The organism is Oscillospiraceae bacterium (assembly GCA_015067255.1).
Taxonomy (GTDB): Bacteria; Bacillota; Clostridia; order Oscillospirales; family SIG519; genus SIG519.
On record SVMS01000033.1, the window covers coordinates 1 to 17,938 of the forward strand.

Below are 17,938 nucleotides of genomic sequence, written 5' to 3' on the forward strand. Positions count from 1 at the left end.
ATGTTGGTAAAAGTAATTTAGTAGGATGGTCAAAATCAATAATGCCGAATAATATTTTGAATTACGCTTGAAAATATGGTATAATTAAATTATTCGGCATTACTTTACTTTCGGCATTATTCAAGTCAATGGCAATATATGTTTTTTTCTTTTCAGTCATTTCTGTACCTCCGATTGTTTTATAATAATGGTTATAGTTATTATAGCACAAAATAGCATTTTTTCAATGAAAAAAGAAGCTGTAAAAATCTTACAGCTTCTTTTGAATTTTAATCCCAGATATCAAAAAAGCTTTTTACAGAAATATCTTTTTCTGTAAGCTCATTTTTGCAAGAGATTTTAACTGTATAAGGTGTTTTGGGACACATATCAAAATAGTTGTCGGAAATATCAGCGCTTTCGTCAGACACTTCGATATTGACGCATCTTACGCAAACGTCTGAAGCAAGTGTAAGTAAATAGCCCTCCTCATTCTTTTCAAGCTTATAGTCTATTTTCGGTGTCGGGAAGGATAAAAGCTTGAAGCTCTTAACTATAATGCTGTTGATTATCTTTGGACAGTCCTTACCCTCAACAGAAATAAAGAACATTGTATTATCAACAGTAATGTCAAATATATCCATACTGCATACAAAGCTTGAAGCTAAAGGCTTGATACACATTTCAAAGCTTTTTTCATCAACAAGAGTACCGTCTGTTTTATATTGAGAAATGGTAACTGTTGCGTTGGTTTCCTTCAATGTGTCATTGACAACATAGGATTTATAGCCGTCCTTATGGAAGCTTATAAGGGGTAAAATCGGTCTGCAGGCACGTGCCATAGAGTAATAGCCTGCTTTTTTCACGCCGTAATAATCTATTATAGACCAAGTTCCGCAGGGCCAGGTATCATTATACATCCAAAGCATAGCGCCCGAACAGTCGAAGGTTCTTGAACGGTGAAATTCCACGTCTGCCTTTATATGCTCAGAATGGGTAATTGCCGATTTCTTTATAAAGTCGTTTGCGTCGGTTATTTCTCCGAAATGCTGACTTGCAACTCTCATCTGGTGGTCAAAGAAGGTTTCACCGGTGGGATCATAGGGGTTGCAGGCAAGATGTAAATCCCAAATCTCTTTATTATACCAGAAGTTTTCGGGAGAAATATATTTTCTTATTGATGATATGGGAGAAGCGCCCATACAAGCAATTTCGGACATCATTGAAGCATCAAGCTCGGAAAGCAGGCTTCTGAATTTGCTTGCATCCTTTGCGTATACCGCTTCATTGAATGAGGACATATGACAGTCGCCGCAGTCAAGGCTGTTTCCAAGTCTGCCGTAGCCCCAAGGTGAATTTTCAACGTAGGGACGTGTTTTGTCAAAATGAGCCGCAATACCTCTGAAATAGAAATCGAACTTTTCTTTTCCGTTACAGGAGTCTTTGATGTCAAGCTGTCCTGCACGCTCGTTTCCGCCGCTCCATATTACTATACTGGGGTGGTTTCTCAGCCTTTTTATCTGATATATAAGCTCTTTTTCAACTACCTTGAAAAAGTTGTTTATATCGTCGGGAAGCTCGGCACAGGAAAACATAAAGTCCTGCCAAACGAGTATACCCAAACGGTCGCACTCGTTATAGAAAATATCCTTTTCATAAAGGCCGCCGCCCCACACACGAAGGGTATTCATATTGCCTTTTACAACGTTTTCTAAAAGAGAGGTGTATTTTTCATCTGTTACGGTGCCTATAAAAATATCGGCAGGTACCCAGTTAGCGCCCTTTAAGAATACAGGCAAGCCGTTGATTTTTATAACAAAACGCAAGCCGTTTCCGTCATCTCTCGGAGTTTCGTCCACGGTTATTTCACGGAATGCAAAGGTGCCTGCTTTAGTGTCGGTTAAATCGGAGTCCGAATACAGACAAGCAGAGTACTCATACAAAGACTGCTTACCCATACCGTGAGGCCACCAAAGCTCAGGGGAAGGAATTTTAAAGGAATGATGGCATACAGGCTCATTCATATCCACTGTAAAGCTTTCGCTGTAGCCGTTTCCGTTTACTGTAAGCTTAATTGTTTTTTCGGTGTTATCCGCATCGAAATCCTCGTTGTTTATCTGATAGAAAAATGTTACCCAACCGTCATTCTGAGTACGGATACAAACGTTGTCCAAAAAGCAGGATTTACGGGAAACTATTTCCACGCTGTCAAATATTCCTGTTGCGGGAAGGTCAGGCGCCCAGTCCCAAGAAAAATGACAGGCGGGTTTTCTTAAGAATATTCTTTGGGTATTAAAACAGCTTATGTAACCGTCATCGGGGAATTGCTTCATATATTCGGTTATTGAGTTTATGACAACGCAAAGAAGGTTTGTTCCTTCCTTTATGCAGTCGGAAACGTCAAACTCGTGCTTGATAAAGCAGCTTTCGCATTTGCCGAGAAGCTTCCCGTTGAGATAGATATCGGCAACGTTGTCAATGCCGTAGAAGCTAAGCTTTGTATTTTCAAATAAAAAGCCCTCTTCTATATCAAACTCTCTGAAAAAGCACCAGTTTTTATCATTAACCCATTCACAATGCTTTACGTTATCGTCAACAAAGGGGTCGGGATAAAGACCTGCATTTAATAAATCTGCGTGTATATCTCCCGGAACCTGAGCATCATAGCAGTTCTTTGATAGGTCAGCTATATTGATAGGCAGGCTGTCGGTATATTCAGTTACCTTCCAGTTACCGTTAAGATTTAATTTATTCATTCTTATCACCTTATTCTACAAGACCTGTTTTGTCTATGCTTTCTACAAATTTGTTCTGAACAGCCAGATACATCACCATAAGCGGTGCAACTGCAATTCCCGTACCTGCCATAACAACAGCCTCGTTAAAGATTTCTTTCATTTTAAGTTCGTTTTCACTTATTGAAATTTCAAGAGCCTGCAAAAGCTCATACATCTGAGGAAGCGCCTGAGGCAATAAAAACTGCTTTGCATCGGTTATATATAGTGAAGGCTCAAAGAAGTCGTTCCAATGCCATACAAACGAAAGCACGAAGCAAACGAGAAGCACAGGTGCGCTTGAAGGTAAAATAATTCTCAGATATGTCATATAGGGATTGCTTCCGTCAATTGCCGCCGCCTCCTCAAGAGAGGGGGAAAGCTGAATGAAAAACTGTCTGAAAAGGAAGATAAACAGTCCGCCCTTAAGTCCGCTTCCTAAAAAGGTGGGGATAATTAAAGCATTATAGCTTCCTATCCAGCCTAAATTCGAGTAGAGAATATACTGAGGCACTATAACTGTTTGTATGGGCACTATAATTGTAAGCAGTACAGCCGCAAACAGCACCTTTTTCAAAGGGAATTTATAGCGGGCAAAGCCGTAAGCTATAAAGGAGCAGGAAACAATGTGTCCTAAGGTTGAAACAGTTGTTACAAAAAGGGAATTGAAAAAGGTTGTTTTAAAATTCAATGCCTTTATAGCCGTTACCCAGTTTGACGGGGTAAATTCCTTAGGATACCACTTTACCGTTACGTCCATAAGGTCATTATAGGATTTAAAAGAGGTTACAAGCATAAATATAAAGGGATACAGGAATATAAATGCAAGATTTATCAGCAGCACGTAAATTATAACAGTATATATTCCCGAGGCCGCCTTGCCTTTGACATTTAATTTGGAAAGAAATTTTATATTCATCTTCTCACTTTCCTTTCTTTTGCAGAATCAGGGTTAAATCTGCTCATTATAAGGAAAATCAGCGCAACAAAAATAATTACCATAAAAAGATATATACAGCCCATAGCGGCGGCATATTCAAATTCGCCCCATTCGAAGCCGTAGTTCATTATGTATTCTATTATAGGGTTTGAGGCATCGGTAAATGAATCTACAATGGTGTAAATTAAATTAAGCAAAATAACAGGTGTCATCATAGGTATAGTGATAAACCATAGATTTTCCCATTCGGTAGCGCTGTCAACACGGGCAGCCTCATACAAAGTGGGAGATATACCCTGAAGGCCCGAAAGGAAAATAAGTATCTGAACTCCCGAACGCCATAAAATCAGCGTCAGTCTGTTGAGGAAGAAAAGAAGCAGATTACTTATATCGGGGCCTATATACATAATAACTTCTTTAGGTAAAAGAAATTCCTTTGCAGCTTCAATTGACTGAGTGTCAATATTCTGGGATAAAAGCTGTTCCATTATAAAACCGCTTCCCAATACAACGGGAAGGAAAAAGATTACTCTGAACAAGCCTCTGCCTTTCATTTTTCGATTTAAAAGCATAGCAATATAAAAGGAAAAAATAGTTATAAGAGGAACGTTAAAAAAAGTATCTCTGGTTATGTTAAGGAACATAGGCAGAAACTGAACGTCTCCTGCGAAAGCACGCACGTAATGTTCAAAGCCTGTCAGCTTGATAGTAAAGTTACCGTAATTCGTTATTTCTCCGAAGCTCAGCATAAGAGAACGAATTAAGGGAACAAGGAAAAATACGCAAAAACCCACTATGAACGGCAAAACAAAGGAAAGACCCACAAGGCTGTGTCTTCGTCTCATTGTCATAAAGGATTTGAGTTTAAATTTTGACGCCATTTTGCATTCCTCCTTATTTCATAATAAAGCTCTGAGCATCAATTTCTGTTTCGTTGTAGGTTACTTTTTCACTTGAGTAGTTTATATAAATTTTTACTCCGTTTTCATATACAACCTCAACGAGAGTGTCGCTTATATATTGGTGATGAAGCATTGAAGAAGCTGCTGTCTTTTCCTTAACCTTCTTTAAAGCTTCTGCGGTGCTTTTGATTTTTTCGTAAATATCCTCAAAGGTGCTGACAAAAACGCCTTCATTGTAGCAATCCTTGAGTAAAGAAGCGTTCTTCTCGGAAATGGTAAAGTAAGGAACATATCCGTATTCAACCCATTGTAAAACAGTTTTTTCGTAATTGTCGGAAAAGTTTCCGGGTATTTCTGAGGAATAGGGAATGTAGCCGCTTACTACCATATGGAAAAAGGGAATATCCTTATCAAAAAGGAAGTTTCTTGATGAGCTTTGAGGCAAATCGTAAATAAAATCAGCGTAGCGCAGTGCGTAAGCGTTTCCGCCGCCAACTGCTACAACGTTATAATTTTTCTTTGCCTCTTCAAAAACAGCATCTAAGGTGCCTATTGCTTCAAAGCGTCTCATAGGTGAAGACTTTGAGCCGTTCTGATAAATAAAGCTGCCAAGCTCGTCAAGAGCTATACCCTCAATTTTTAATTTAGAGGAGTCCTTGATAAATTCGTCTTTAAAGATGTAGTAGGAAGCACGTAAATCAAAAAGGAATTTATCCTTATCCGAATTTGTATAGGGCTCGTTTTTAACGCTGTATGCCAGCTGTTTATTGGAATAGCCGCCCTGTTTTTTGTCGGCACAAATAAAGTTATCTCTTAAAAATACGGTTGAAGAATGTTCCTTTGCATATGAAGCTAAATCCTTTAGCTGAGAGTCTCCCCCCGCTTTTGAGGAAACGGGGAAATGAGACGGATAAACGTTATAGCCTTGCTTTTGCCAGCCTAAAAGATTTAATTTGACATTGGTGCCAGAAAGGGAGTCAATTACTTCTTTTCCGTATTTGAAGCTTGACATAACAACAGACTCGTCCCAAAGAAGCATAGGCTTCTTGATGCTTACAAGCATATCAAGGGATACGTCGGGACTGTATGAGGATTTATTGAGCTTTGAAGCTTCAATAAGGTAATTTCTGTAGGACAGCGCCATACCGCTGTAATCCGCCTTGTCGGAGTCAAGGAAACGGTACATTATACTGAAATCGCTTTTTGCCGGCTTCTTTTCAAACAGAATAGCTATTTCTTCGTTTACCGTTTCTTCCTCGTAGCTATATCTGTAATTATAGCTTGCATATACTCTGTTTGCCTTGAAAATATAGCCTGTAGGCGCAAGAGTTATCTGGCTTTCAGCCTCTCCCGAGGTTATAATTGCCAAAAATGCGTTGTTGCCTTGTTTTACTCCGAATACGGGAAGCATCGCAGTTTTAATTCCCGCTGCCGTATTGTCGATTTTGTCCTGATATTCTGTAAATACGTTACCGTATATATTTGCCTTGTAAGGCTCTCTGAATACTGCAGGTCTTTCGTAAAACTCGTAAAGCGTGCCGCTTCCGTCGGGGAAGAAGATATATCCGTCCTCAGTGTCAACTGAAGCTCCGAAGAAGGGAAGCATATCAATAGAGGTTATGAGGTTTTCGTTTTCGCTGATGCTGTCCTTGGGTACTGTTACCTTTAAAGTACCGCCCGCAATTTCAAAAATAACCTTAAAGGATATTTCTGCATCGGGAATTTCATAGCTTCCGATAACCTTATCATCTGTGATTTCATAATCGGAGAGCATCTCTTCGTCGGTATTTCTGACTAATACTACGTCGTTTTCGGGGGAAACATAGCTTACTGAGAAAAGCTGATTTTTATTTCTTATGAGGTTTTTGTTTATTACCTCTTCTCCGTAATACTCGTCTGTAAGGGCGTTTGTCCAAATTTTATCCGACTTTTTATCTGTAATTAAAAGCTGTTGGTTTTCAATATCAAAGGACATTTCAATACTTTTTTCGTTTTTTTCGGTGTATGTACCTGCAAAGCCTTCACGAATGTTAAAATCTTTTACAGATGCAGAACAGCCCGAAATAAGCATACATATTAAAATGAGTATGGGAATCAGTTTCCTTATTTTCATTGTTGACCGTCCTTTATAAATTCTGTAAAATGTACTCTTTTACTATTTCACGCACAAAGCCTATTATCTGGAAGGAAAGAGCAATAATAATTACCGCAATAGCCCAGATTAGAACGGTGAGAATAATAGAAAGAATACATATTCCGATAGTTTTAAAAAAGCCGAAATTGTTCATAATCATTATGGCAAAGAAAGCAAGCAGAACAATCCACAGCCACATAGCAGAGCTTAAAGCGTTAAAGTATACAGCTTCGTTCAGACCTAAAAATCTTGAAAGAATAATTGAAACGGGAGTCAGTAAAATAAAGGGTACAAAAGCGTAGGATATTGACAAAAATACCATTTTCAAGGTAGTTTCGCCGTAAAGAATACTTGTTACTGCGTAAACACTTACCGAAATAGTAATCATCGGCAGAAGAATACGTCCGATTTCAAGAATAACGTTGGTGTCTTCCACACGTATATCGGCAAGAGGAATATGCACGGTAATTACATATAAATATCTCATAAGTATTACCAAAAGCATAATTATTGCGCCTGAAAAAACACTTATTGTGTCGCTTCTTGTTTTTAATTCTTCATAAAAGTCGGTGGGGTGAAAAATGCAAAGTATTGCAAGCTTTAAATATTTCACTTTCTTTTGCCACCTCTTTTTTCGTAAATGTCAAGCTGAACCTTATTTGAATATTTTTTAAGTGCCGAAATACCAAACCAAAGGGCAATTGCAACAGCTATTATTATGCCGACACACAGAGCAAAATTGGCACGGAATATCTCGTGGCGATTTTTTGAAAAGGCATTACTGTAGCCCACCATATCGTCAGCTATCTCGTATTCCTTTACCGCATTTGCATACTCCTGACGCTTTGTGTATATTGAGCCTGTCAGCTTTCTTGCAAGAGGGTAATTGGAGTTTATTACTGCAATTTCGTTCCATATGGGCATAGATTTTTCATATTCGCCCTGATAGTATAAATCAAGGGCAGTATGTATCTTCTTTATAAATTCAGTTTGCACGTATTTTTGAATGTTGCCACGGGCTTTGTCAAGCACGTATATATTGCCGTCGCTGTCCTGAGCTATTGATGAGGGTGAAATGAAATAGCCTCTGTTTTCTCCCTTACCGCCGAAAACAGTAAGCAGATTTCCCTCTGAATCGTATTGATAAATATGACCGCTTTTTTCGTCAAGAGCGCTTATTACGCCTGTATCGCTTACTGAGATATCTATGAAATTGGGATAGATGGGCTGATTGTTTTCATCAATGTCGGATATCTCACCGAAAAAGCCTTTTTTATAAATGTTTTTGCCTACAGAGTTTATAATTCTCAGCTGATTTTCCTTTGCTCCCGAGCAGGCAATAAATCTACCCTGATTATCAACGAGAAAGTTGTTATATGAGGGGGGATTTCTTCTTGCAATAAGGTTTTTCTGCTCCTTGGTTGCAAACATACGGATAAGACTTTGAGTAAGGGAGAAGCCTACCTCGGTAGCGCCGAGGAAGCCCTTGAAGCTGTTGTTTCTGTCAATTGCCATAAGCTCCTTGCCCGCTAAAATATACATATAGCCTGTAGGTCCTACAGAAATTTTAGAGGGGTCAAAGCTCTGCATATTGACTAAAAGCTCCGACTCAGGTCTTGTATATTCGGCAATAAGCTCGCCTTGACTGTTAGTAAGTATTATTCTGCTGTTTCCCGAGTCTGCAACAAATATACCCTCTTCGTTTACAAAAACACCTCTCGGGGAAGAAAAGTCAGAGCCGCCTGCCCCGTAAAGCACAAACATAGTTTCGCCCGACGGGGAAAGAGCAACTATACGGTTGTTGCCTGTATCTGCAATATACATACAATTATTTTTATCAATAAATAAATCCTCGGCATCAACAAGTCCCGATGTTTCGTCATTTATATATGAGAAGCTCTCTTCAACGCTGTAGGTTATGGGAATATATATTCTTCCGTTAGCATTTCCCGAACGGTTTTCCCCTTCTTCATATACGTAATTCATCGGGTATTTGATATATGCGGCGAAGGTATTCATTGAAAAAACAACTGAAAATACAGCAAGCAAAAGGACAAGCCTTATCTTTTTTTTCATAATCTTCGCCTCACTTTATTCCGGAATAAGTCATTGTTTCGATTACACGCTTTTGCATAGAGGAAAATACGATAATGGTCGGAAACGTCATTAAAAATGTAGCTGCAGCAGTTGCGCCTGCTCTTGCAAGGTTTCCGCCCTCGTTTATAGTCTGAAGCGCAAGGGGAAGGGTTTTCAGCGCTTGATTTGTAATAAAAATAAGGGGGGTAAAAAAGTCATTCCAGTTAGATACAAAGGAGAAAACAATTAAGGTTGCCCAGGCAGGTGCAAGAAAGGGCATAACTATTTTTACGAAAATGTAAAGCTCATTGGCACCGTCTATTCTTGCCGCTTCAAGAAAAGCATTGGGAAGCTGTTCAAGAAACTGCTTCATTAAAAAGAAGTTAAAGGCTACTGCAATTTTCGGAATGATAAGAGACCAATATGTATCAACAAGCTTTAGGTTATTAACTACAAGGTATGTGGGGATTTGAGTTACGTGAGTTGAAAACATAAGTGCCGCTAAAATAAGCGCAAAAAAGAAGTTTGCAAAGGGAACCTTATGCTTAACAAGTCCGTATGCGCCCATTGAACAGAAAAGAACAGTAAGCACAACCGACATAACAGATGTAAAAACGCTGTTGAATATATATCTTATAAAGGGAACTGCAGAGCTTCCCACCGCATTCATAAGGTCTGCAAAGTTGTCAGCAGTAGGACGCTTAACGAAAAAGGTCGGGGGGAATTTTATTATTTCGTCAATAGGCTTAAAGGCAGTCATTACAACGTAAACAAGAGGCAAAAGAGTAAATAAAACAAGCACAATCATAAACAGATATAAAAGCACACGCAAAAACTTTTGCTTTTTTGTAAATGCACGGTATTCCATTTTATAACTCCTTTCCTGATGCAAACATTCGCATACATATTCGGCCGATAAAGTAAGTAAGGAAGAAAAGCACACTTGCTACTGCAGAGGCATATCCCATTTCAAAACGGATAAATGCGTAATCGTAAAGATGGGCAACAATGGTATGACCTGCGTAGTTGGGGCTTGGCATACCTGCAAAGCCGACTGAGATATCAAATATTGCAAATGCCGCCGTAACTGTATTTATTGCCGCAAAAAGAAGCTGAGGCTTCATTTGGGGCATTGTTATATATACAAGCTCTTGGAAACGGTTTCTTATTCCGTCTATCATTCCTGCTTCATAAAGCTCTGCAGAAACATTTTGCAAGCCTGCAAGGAAAACGAGAAAGCCCGTACCCATACCCATCCACACGTAAATTATAATTATTACGGGAAGAATGGTTTTTGAATCCATATTCCACAGTATCGGCTCTGAAATAACACCTAAATTAAAGAGGAAATTATTTATTAAGCCGTAACGGTCGGGGGAGAAAATATACAGCCACACAACGCTCATTGCAACCGAGCTTGTTATTGAGGGCGCATAAAAGGCAAGGGCAAAAGCGTTTTTGAATTTAAGCTGGTTTATTACCCACGCCATTAAAAATGAAGCAATAAAGGTTATGGGTCCTGCTATAAAAGCAAAAATTATGGTGTTTGAAATTGAGGTTGCAAATATATCGTCATCCATAAAAAGATGCAGATAATTTTGCAGTCCGACAAATTTCGGGGCTTCAAGTAAATTGTAATCTGTAAAGCTAAGCGCAATAGCGATTATTACAGGCACTATAACAAACACACAAAACAGTATAAAAAACGGCATAAAGAAGGCAAGACCGAAGCCGTATTTTTTTATAAAATCCCGTAAAAAAGATTTTTTTTGTGCAACCATATCAAATCAGTCTCCGTTCAGAATATTTGCTCTACTTTAAAGTTCCCTGACGTCTTTCAAGTTCTTTGTTGATGTCAAGCACGCACTGCTCTATACTGTCTCTTGCAGGCATACCGCTTATAACCGTTCTGTTCCATGCGTTTGAAAGATGACGTGAGGTATAATATCCGCCGGGAACGTTGGGAGTTTCAATAACTGTATCCCACGATTTTGTAATTATATCAAGATGCTCCCTGTTCCACGGCAGCTGTGAAAATGCCTCTGTGTTTGAGGTCAGCCAACGGGCATACGAGCCTATACGGCCCTCAACCTCTCTGCCGAATCGGGTTTGTGTCTCGGTCTTTGTCCACCAATCAAGGAATTTAAAGGCGCTGTCTTGCTTTTTGCTGTCCTTAAGTATTATTGCGGCTTCGCCAACGTAGCCTGCCGTTTTAATTGTTTCATTTCCCTGACTGTCAGTCATAGCGGGTATCATTGCCATACCCCAACGGCCTTGAAGCTCGGGAGCTGCCGCCATAAGCTGCATATATACGGGAGAGCCCTCTATTCCTATGGGCATTTCGCCTGTTCTGAATCTGTTAATAAAGTTTGCCGAGGTAGGAACTCCGTATACTGTGTACATCTTACACATCATATCAAATGCTCTGTACGCTTCGGGGGTGTCAAGTGCTGAACGGCTGCCGTCCTCATTGTAGAAGCTTCCGTTACAGCTGTAAAGGAACATATCAAACCAACCGGGAACATACATCTGAAGTCCGTTTTCGTAAAGTTTGGGAAGAGTTTTGTTTATTACGTCGTCCCAGGTTTTCGGAATATCTATATTCAAATCAGAAAGAATATCTTTTCGATAGAATAAAGCACGGAAATACATAGTTTCGGGTATGCCGTAAACTCCGCCCTTATATTTAAAAGGTACTGTCATCTGAGGCACAAAGCGTTTTTCTATTTCTTCATAGCCTTCAAAGGTGGATAAATCCACAACCGCATTTCTTATTGCGTATTCTACGGGTAAATTTGACGTTACACTGAGAGCAACGTCAGGTGCATTACCTGCGCTTACGGCAAGCATAAGAGGGTTAACCGCCGCCGCTGTAAGCTGTCCTGAGGGAAGCACGTTGAGAACAATTTCAATTCCCGTTTCCTTGGTAAAGTCAGAGTCGGAAAGCTCTTTTAATATTTCAGCCCATTCCTTACCTCGTCCAATCCATACGCTGAGTGTTTCTTTGATTTCCATACCGTCCTGAGAGGAAGCAACATAGTTATAATCCTTAAAGAATGAGGTATAGAAGCTTATGAGCGTTGCCCACAGATTGTCAAAGAAATTGGAATGGTATTTTTTGATTTTAACGTCAGGTGAAAATACCTCTATGTAATCTATCTGCAAGGGCTGGTCCTGTAAGGATATTATCCAGTCTCCCATACTTGTTACTATGCTGTTTAAATCGTTCATTCTTCTGGGAATTCTTGAGGGAGACTCCGCCATTTCCTTAAGCTGTGTTATAGCTGAGTCAATATTGCTTCCCATTGTAGTCTGCTTTCCGCCTGCCTGTGCATTTGTCTTTTCCTTTGCTTCTTCAAGGGCAGCAACTACTCCATTCAAATCGTCAATGAGAGTGGGAATATTTACATCAAGGTCATATTCATAGTTGGGATCAGGCTCTGTGCCTGTAATCATTACAATTTTTCTTATTAAAACGGAAACGCTGTTAAGAGAATCTTCAAGAATAGTAAGTACATCTGTCAAAGGCTCCATATTAACAGTAAGGGTAATTTCATTTTTACCTTTATTTAAATATATAAGATATGGCTCATTATTTTGGTCCTGAAGAATTATATTCTCCCATTTTCTGCTGAATTTAAACGGATAACTTTGAAGCTCCTTAAAGGGAAGCTCTGAATTTACACGGATTTCACGGTATGAAGGAAGCTTTCCCGACCAGTTTTGCTTTGAACGGAAGTTTATACAGTAAGCGCCTTCCTCGGGTACCTCTATTTCAAATACTGCGCTTTGACCGCCCTTTCTGTAGGTATATCCGCCAAAGGTGTTAAGAACGGTGTAGCCGACAGACTGAGGCGATGCCTTAGGGTCAGTATCGGAGGCAAGTCCTGTTGAGGTATCGTTTCTTACAGTCAACGCTTTTTCGGCTTCGAAACGCTGTGAAAAACCGCTTAGCGTATTTTTATTGATTTTTTCAAGATATTGTTCATAGCTTAAAGCTTTTTCGGGTGCTGAAACAAAAAACTCATTGATAAGCAGCGGCTCGTCAATACATTCAAGAGTAATTGTATGCTCTCCGCTTTCAAGATAAAATTTAAGGGGTGAAGAGTATTTGCCCGCATTGTCATAAAAATAGGTTGTGTACCAGCCTGTTATTTCCTCTGCTCCGGGCTTGACCTCGTCCCCTATCGAATTTTTAGCAGGTGCAGAAATATCCTTATAATATCTGTAAAAAGGAACGGACTTAGCCTCGTTAAATAATTCCTCGCCGTCTATAAGCACACGTCTTGTAGGAATAAGTCCCTTTCCGTTATAGCAGTAATAGGTGCAGCCGAAAATATAAAGGGCAGCCTCCTCTACGCTTATTGTAAAGGACAAGGTATTGTCAAAATCCGAAAGAGCGCCCTCTTTTCCCTCTGCAGTAATAAGATTGTCTGACAGTTCAGATGCCTTTAAGCTTAAAAGAAAATCATTTGCATCGGAAAGCGCAAGCTCGTCATACTCCTTTAAAGCCTCATAATAGCTCTTAGTGTCCGATTCATATACAAAGGATACGTCTCCCTCGCCCTCTTCCTGTGCATAGGCGCACAACGGCACAAAAGCACTCAGACAAATCAAAGCCGAAAGAAAAGCAGTCCCAAGCCTTAACAATAAAGATTTCTTTTTCATAAAACGCACCTCAACCCTGTTTTAAAAGTAAGTTACTCGAGTAACTAAATTATATAAAAAAATGCGATAAATCTAAAAAACAGCCCATTTTTTCATAAACCGTACCCAAAATCGCATACAAAATCTACGTTTTTTCCTTGATTTTACAGGTAAAAAACTTATTTTTTTATAATAAACGATATTATCATATTATAATGGATTTGTCAAGAGAGAATTGTTGGCACATTTTGTGCAGTATGCATAACGTTTTTCGAGTAATTTGTGCTTGACTTTGATAAAAACGGGTGATATAATCGAAAATGATAGCATTGTATATTGAACAAGTGTACCTTTGCATTAAAATAAAACCAAAAAGGTGATTAATTTTGAGGGCAACAAGAGTAGATGTTGCAAGGGCTGCGGGGGTTTCCACCACAACCGTTACAAACGTTCTTAACGATAGAAAAAATGTAAGCGACAGCGTAAAACAAAAGGTTCTTAAAATAATGAAGGAGCTTGATTACAGACCTAATTTAATCGCAAGGTCGCTTGTAACCAACAAATCAAAGCACGTTGTAGTCCTTCTTGATGATATATCGGATACCCATTTCGGCGGAATTGTATCTGCTTTTCATAAGGCGGCATATCAAAACGGATATTTTGTAAGCGTTTTTCTCAGAGAAAAGATGAGCGAGCTTGTGGATTCTTTCTCTTCCAGAGGAATTGAAGGCGTATTTATGATGATTTCTCCTGTTGACGGAAGCAGTAACAGAGAAAATGCAGATGAAACAATAAGACAGATTGAAATTATGAGTGAGCTTGGAATTAAGGTTGTTTCGGGCTTTAACTGTTACCACGATTTAAGCAAGTTTTCAACTATAGAATGTGATTACGGCGGAGCAGTAACAGATGCTGTCAAGTATCTTATTTCTCTTGGTCATAAGGAAATCGGACTTTTGAATATATTTGATGCCGATTACCGTTTTGATAACAGATATCACTCCTTTAAAAAGGCAATGAAGCAATTTCTTGATGTGGATGAGCCAAGCGTTGTATTCGGTCAGTACCCTTATCCCGGATATATGGATACGGGTGAGGAATATACTCAGCAGCTTTTAAAGAAAAACCCCAATATTACTGCAATTATCGGAACAAATGACCTTATTTCCTTAGGCTGTGTTTCTTATCTGACAAGCCACGGCTATAATGTTCCCGAGGATATTTCGGTTATATCTCTGGGCGGTGTTCCTATCACTCAGCATTTCCGTCCTGCCCTTACCACAATGAGTCTTGATTTTGAAGGCTACGGCACTGCGGCATTTAATATGCTTCAGGACTGTATTAAAACAGGAAACACCCATTTATCTCTTTATAAGCTTTCTTTAAATGAGAGAGATACTACTTGTAAAGTTAAAAAAAGTAAAACAAAGCAGAGAGGTTTTTAAAATGAGAAAAAGCATTAAAATTTTGCTGTTTCTTATGGCTTCGGTGCTTGTGCTAAGTGCCTGCAATAAGAAAAGTGCAACAGATTCATCAAGCAGTATTCTTAATAATTCGGAAGCCGTAAGCTCGGGGTCTGAATCAAGCTCAATGGAAAATAGTTCCTCGAGTAACCAACCTTCTACAGACTCTTCCGGCACTTCAACTCCTACAGGTAATGCCCCCTCGGGAAACACCTCTCCAAACACTCCTGCGGCAGAGACTGTAGTTGTAAACATTTCCGAGTTTGAGGAATACGGAGATGACACCACCGTACTTTCAGAAGCTTTGAGCACAGTTTCAATGAAAAGCTCAGCGGCAATAATGAAGGGTGAAAACAAAAAATTTATACTAAAGCTTAAAAATAAAACCTATAAGCTTTCTTCAACCTTAAAATTTACAGGCAATAACATAGAAATTGACGGAAACGGAGCTTCTCTCGTATTTACCAAAACAACCGTTGCTATGTCAATTCGTGACGGTGTTAATCTTACCGTAAGAAATTTAACTATAGACTATGACCCGCTTGTATTTACTCAGGGCGTTGTTACAGGAATAAGCGGCGACCGTGTAACTGTAAAAATAGATGCAGGCTACCGCAGTGATGCAAGCTTCCTTAATAATAAATCGGGAAATGACGGAAACATCTGGTCAAACATACATAATGCCCAGACAGGCGCAGTGCTTGAAAACACTCCCCACTCCTACGCATTCAACAATGCTGTTGAAAAAGGAAACGGCGTAATTGAAATAAGAAGAATTTTCGGTGAAGAAAACGGCGGAAGAGCTTTAAGCGTGGGGGATCATATTTCTCTCTTCCACAGAGGACCGGGTACAATAACCGTTTCAAACTGTAATTCCACAAGCTTTATTGATGTATCCCTTTACGCATCTCCCGGCTTTGCTTTAAATGAGTCAAGCGGCGAAGGCAATATGTATCTGAAAAACTTTAAAGTAGTTCCCGGTCCCAAGCCAAAGGGAGCAACAGCGGAAAGACTTCGCAGCTCCAACGGTGATGCTACTCACTTTGGAAACGTTAAAAAAGGACCGACCTTTGACAATTGCAAAATAACCCACTGCGGAGATGACTGTATAAACATTCAGGGCTTCTTCTTCCACGTTTTACAGGTAAACGGAAATAAGCTTACAGTATCTCCTAAATGGGAGACACCTCTCAAGGTAGGCGAAACGGTAGAGGGCTATAAGGATGACGGCTATGTATCAACGGGAACAGCTAAGATAACAGCCTTTGAAGAAAAGCGTGACTCTGCATGGCGTTCAAAAATCATAGCTGCATATAAAAATTACGACCAATCCTTAGCTGACGATACACTTATATACATAATTACCCTTGACAAGAATTTAGGCGTACAGGCAGGCGACCATATAACCTCTCTTGACAGAATAGGCTCGGGCGCAGTTGTTAAAAACTCCTATTTCGGACTTAACAGAGCAAGAGGTATAGTGGTAAAGGGCTCAAACATACTAATTGAAAATAACACCTTTGAAAGTACAACGCATCCTGCAATAGTTGCACATGCGGATATCTTGTGGTGTGAGTCGGGCTTCCCCACAAACGTAACTATAAGAAACAATAAAATCAACGCAAGCGCAATAAGCTCCAATATGATACTTGACGGCAAAGTGGACCAGATAGGTGCTATTCTTGTAAACGTAGCGCCTCCCAACAATGTAAGCGGTTTTTATAAGTGTATGCAAAACAAAAACATACTTATAGAAAATAACACTATAAAGAACAGCCGGGTATTCGGAATTGCCGTTATGAACTGTGACGGAATAACAATAAAGAATAATATAATCGAAAATCCCTTCTGTAACGGAACAGGTAAGGTAGGTCAGCTTTACGGAATTACTCCTTCAAGCGCTATTTTCGTAGGTATGTCTAAAAATATTACAGTAACGGGCAACACAGTTACAGGTAATAAAATTTCAAAGGCAGTTGAAATTCACTCAACCTGCACAGGCAGTATCAAGGAAAGCGGAAATAAAAAACAATAATTTGATATAGGTTGGTAGCTTATGAAAAAAATTATCGCTTTAGCAACAGTTCTTACAATTCTTATGTCCTTTACTTTCACTTTCAGCGTTTCTGTAAGTGCAGAGCCTGTTAACAACTGGGAAGCAGTTGGCACAAATGTAACCTTAAGCGCAAACGGCACAGCAACACAGATTGATTTTAACGCAGCATATAACTGGGGCACAGAATATGCTCATCTTCCCAATAAGCTTGCTCCCGTTGCCCCCGGCGAATTTACCTTCAGATTTAAGGCAACAAATCTTTCAGGCGGTTGGATACCCTTTGTATTATGCTGGTCAGCTTCTCCCAACGGCTCATTACATTCAAACGGATTGTACTTTAATGTTACAAACGGCAATATTGAGGTAAAAGACGGCGCTGATACTGCCCCTGCCTTCGCTTCAATAATAGCAAGCAAAGCAATAGACACAAGCGCAGCACATCTTTTAAATATTAAGCTTGCAGATGCAGCTACAGGAAAAATTGATGTATATATCGACAATGAGCTTTTAGTAAGCTACAACAGTGTATCAATGGCAAATCAGCTAAGCTTTGACTACGCAAGCGTAGGTCTTGAAGGCCTGACACTTACAGTGGGCGGCGGCGGAAACTGCGGAATAATCATTGATACTAATCCAACCGATTGGGAAGCAGTGGGAAATTCCTCAGCTCTTCAAATTTCAGGTACTACCGATAAAACAAATTTTAAATTTGTTTCAGGCGACCATATGTCAGTGTATTCGACAATGACAAACAAATTTGCTCCTATGTCAACAGGCGTATGGACCTACGGCTTCAACGTAAAATCCCTTGAAGGCGGCTGGGCTTCAATAGTTCTTAACTGGAGTGTAGACTCAGTTTCCCCCGTACTTGCAAGCACAGGTATTTTTGCATCCTTAAGCGCAGCAGAGGGCGGCTTTGTATATGAGCTTAAGAACAGCGGAACAAGTGATGCAGTTACTCAGGGCA

At 39.6% G+C, this 17,938-nt stretch carries 12 protein-coding genes; 3 read left to right on the forward strand and 9 right to left on the reverse strand.

Annotated features, from left to right (window positions below):
• Positions 1 to 269 precede the first annotated feature (269 nt).
• The 9 genes from E7480_07465 to E7480_07505 are packed head-to-tail and all read right to left on the reverse strand — an operon-like array spanning position 270 to position 13,473.
• Positions 270 to 2,735, reverse strand: a complete 2,466-nt coding sequence (locus E7480_07465) for a hypothetical protein (protein ID MBE6904429.1) — start codon at positions 2,733 to 2,735, stop codon at positions 270 to 272.
• Positions 2,736 to 2,745: 10 nt separating this feature from the next.
• Positions 2,746 to 3,672: a carbohydrate ABC transporter permease gene (locus tag E7480_07470; protein ID MBE6904430.1), complete on the reverse strand. Its 927-nt coding sequence runs from the start codon at positions 3,670 to 3,672 to the stop codon at positions 2,746 to 2,748.
• Positions 3,669 to 4,574, reverse strand: coding sequence for a sugar ABC transporter permease (locus tag E7480_07475; protein ID MBE6904431.1), 906 nt, complete (start codon positions 4,572 to 4,574; stop codon positions 3,669 to 3,671). Before E7480_07475 ends, E7480_07470 begins: the two co-directional genes overlap by 4 nt.
• A gap of 13 nt (positions 4,575 to 4,587) precedes the next feature.
• Entirely contained in the window at positions 4,588 to 6,708 is a 2,121-nt protein-coding gene (locus tag E7480_07480) for a hypothetical protein (protein MBE6904432.1), read from the reverse strand.
• Positions 6,709 to 6,721: 13 nt separating this feature from the next.
• Positions 6,722 to 7,342: a DUF1282 domain-containing protein gene (locus E7480_07485; protein MBE6904433.1), complete on the reverse strand. Its 621-nt coding sequence runs from the start codon at positions 7,340 to 7,342 to the stop codon at positions 6,722 to 6,724.
• Complete coding sequence (locus tag E7480_07490; GenBank protein MBE6904434.1) at positions 7,339 to 8,805, reverse strand: hypothetical protein; 1,467 nt, start codon at positions 8,803 to 8,805, stop codon at positions 7,339 to 7,341. Before E7480_07490 ends, E7480_07485 begins: the two co-directional genes overlap by 4 nt.
• Before the next feature lie 10 nt (positions 8,806 to 8,815).
• Entirely contained in the window at positions 8,816 to 9,673 is an 858-nt protein-coding gene (locus E7480_07495; GenBank protein ID MBE6904435.1) for a carbohydrate ABC transporter permease, read from the reverse strand.
• Between the two features lies 1 nt (position 9,674).
• Positions 9,675 to 10,586 (reverse strand): sugar ABC transporter permease, encoded by a 912-nt coding sequence (locus tag E7480_07500; protein ID MBE6904436.1) that lies wholly within the window; start codon positions 10,584 to 10,586, stop codon positions 9,675 to 9,677.
• Between the two features lie 31 nt (positions 10,587 to 10,617).
• Positions 10,618 to 13,473 carry an extracellular solute-binding protein gene (locus tag E7480_07505; GenBank protein ID MBE6904437.1) on the reverse strand — a complete coding sequence of 952 codons (2,856 nt, stop codon included), beginning with the start codon at positions 13,471 to 13,473 and terminating at the stop codon, positions 10,618 to 10,620.
• 365 nt (positions 13,474 to 13,838) lie between these two features.
• Between E7480_07505 and E7480_07510 the strand changes: the two genes are divergently transcribed.
• The 3 genes from E7480_07510 to E7480_07520 form a co-directional block, all read left to right on the forward strand.
• On the forward strand, positions 13,839 to 14,897 hold the full coding sequence (locus tag E7480_07510; protein ID MBE6904438.1) for a LacI family transcriptional regulator: 1,059 nt from the start codon (positions 13,839 to 13,841) through the stop codon (positions 14,895 to 14,897).
• Positions 14,839 to 16,950 (forward strand): right-handed parallel beta-helix repeat-containing protein, encoded by a 2,112-nt coding sequence (locus tag E7480_07515; protein ID MBE6904439.1) that lies wholly within the window; start codon positions 14,839 to 14,841, stop codon positions 16,948 to 16,950. The genes E7480_07510 and E7480_07515 overlap by 59 nt, the downstream gene beginning before the upstream one ends.
• Positions 16,951 to 16,971: 21 nt before the next feature.
• Positions 16,972 to 17,938: hypothetical protein (locus E7480_07520; GenBank protein MBE6904440.1), on the forward strand; the 967-nt coding region annotated here is incomplete at its 3' end.

Coding starts and splice junctions, on each gene's coding strand:
- E7480_07465 (MBE6904429.1), bottom strand. CDS start 2,735: ATGAATAAATTAAATCTTAACGGTAACTGGAAGGTAACTGAATATACC.
- E7480_07470 (MBE6904430.1), bottom strand. CDS start 3,672: ATGAATATAAAATTTCTTTCCAAATTAAATGTCAAAGGCAAGGCGGCC.
- E7480_07475 (MBE6904431.1), bottom strand. CDS start 4,574: ATGGCGTCAAAATTTAAACTCAAATCCTTTATGACAATGAGACGAAGA.
- E7480_07480 (MBE6904432.1), bottom strand. CDS start 6,708: ATGAAAATAAGGAAACTGATTCCCATACTCATTTTAATATGTATGCTT.
- E7480_07490 (MBE6904434.1), bottom strand. CDS start 8,805: ATGAAAAAAAAGATAAGGCTTGTCCTTTTGCTTGCTGTATTTTCAGTT.
- E7480_07495 (MBE6904435.1), bottom strand. CDS start 9,673: ATGGAATACCGTGCATTTACAAAAAAGCAAAAGTTTTTGCGTGTGCTT.
- E7480_07500 (MBE6904436.1), bottom strand. CDS start 10,586: ATGGTTGCACAAAAAAAATCTTTTTTACGGGATTTTATAAAAAAATAC.
- E7480_07505 (MBE6904437.1), bottom strand. CDS start 13,473: ATGAAAAAGAAATCTTTATTGTTAAGGCTTGGGACTGCTTTTCTTTCG.
- E7480_07515 (MBE6904439.1), top strand. CDS start 14,839: ATGAGAGAGATACTACTTGTAAAGTTAAAAAAAGTAAAACAAAGCAGA.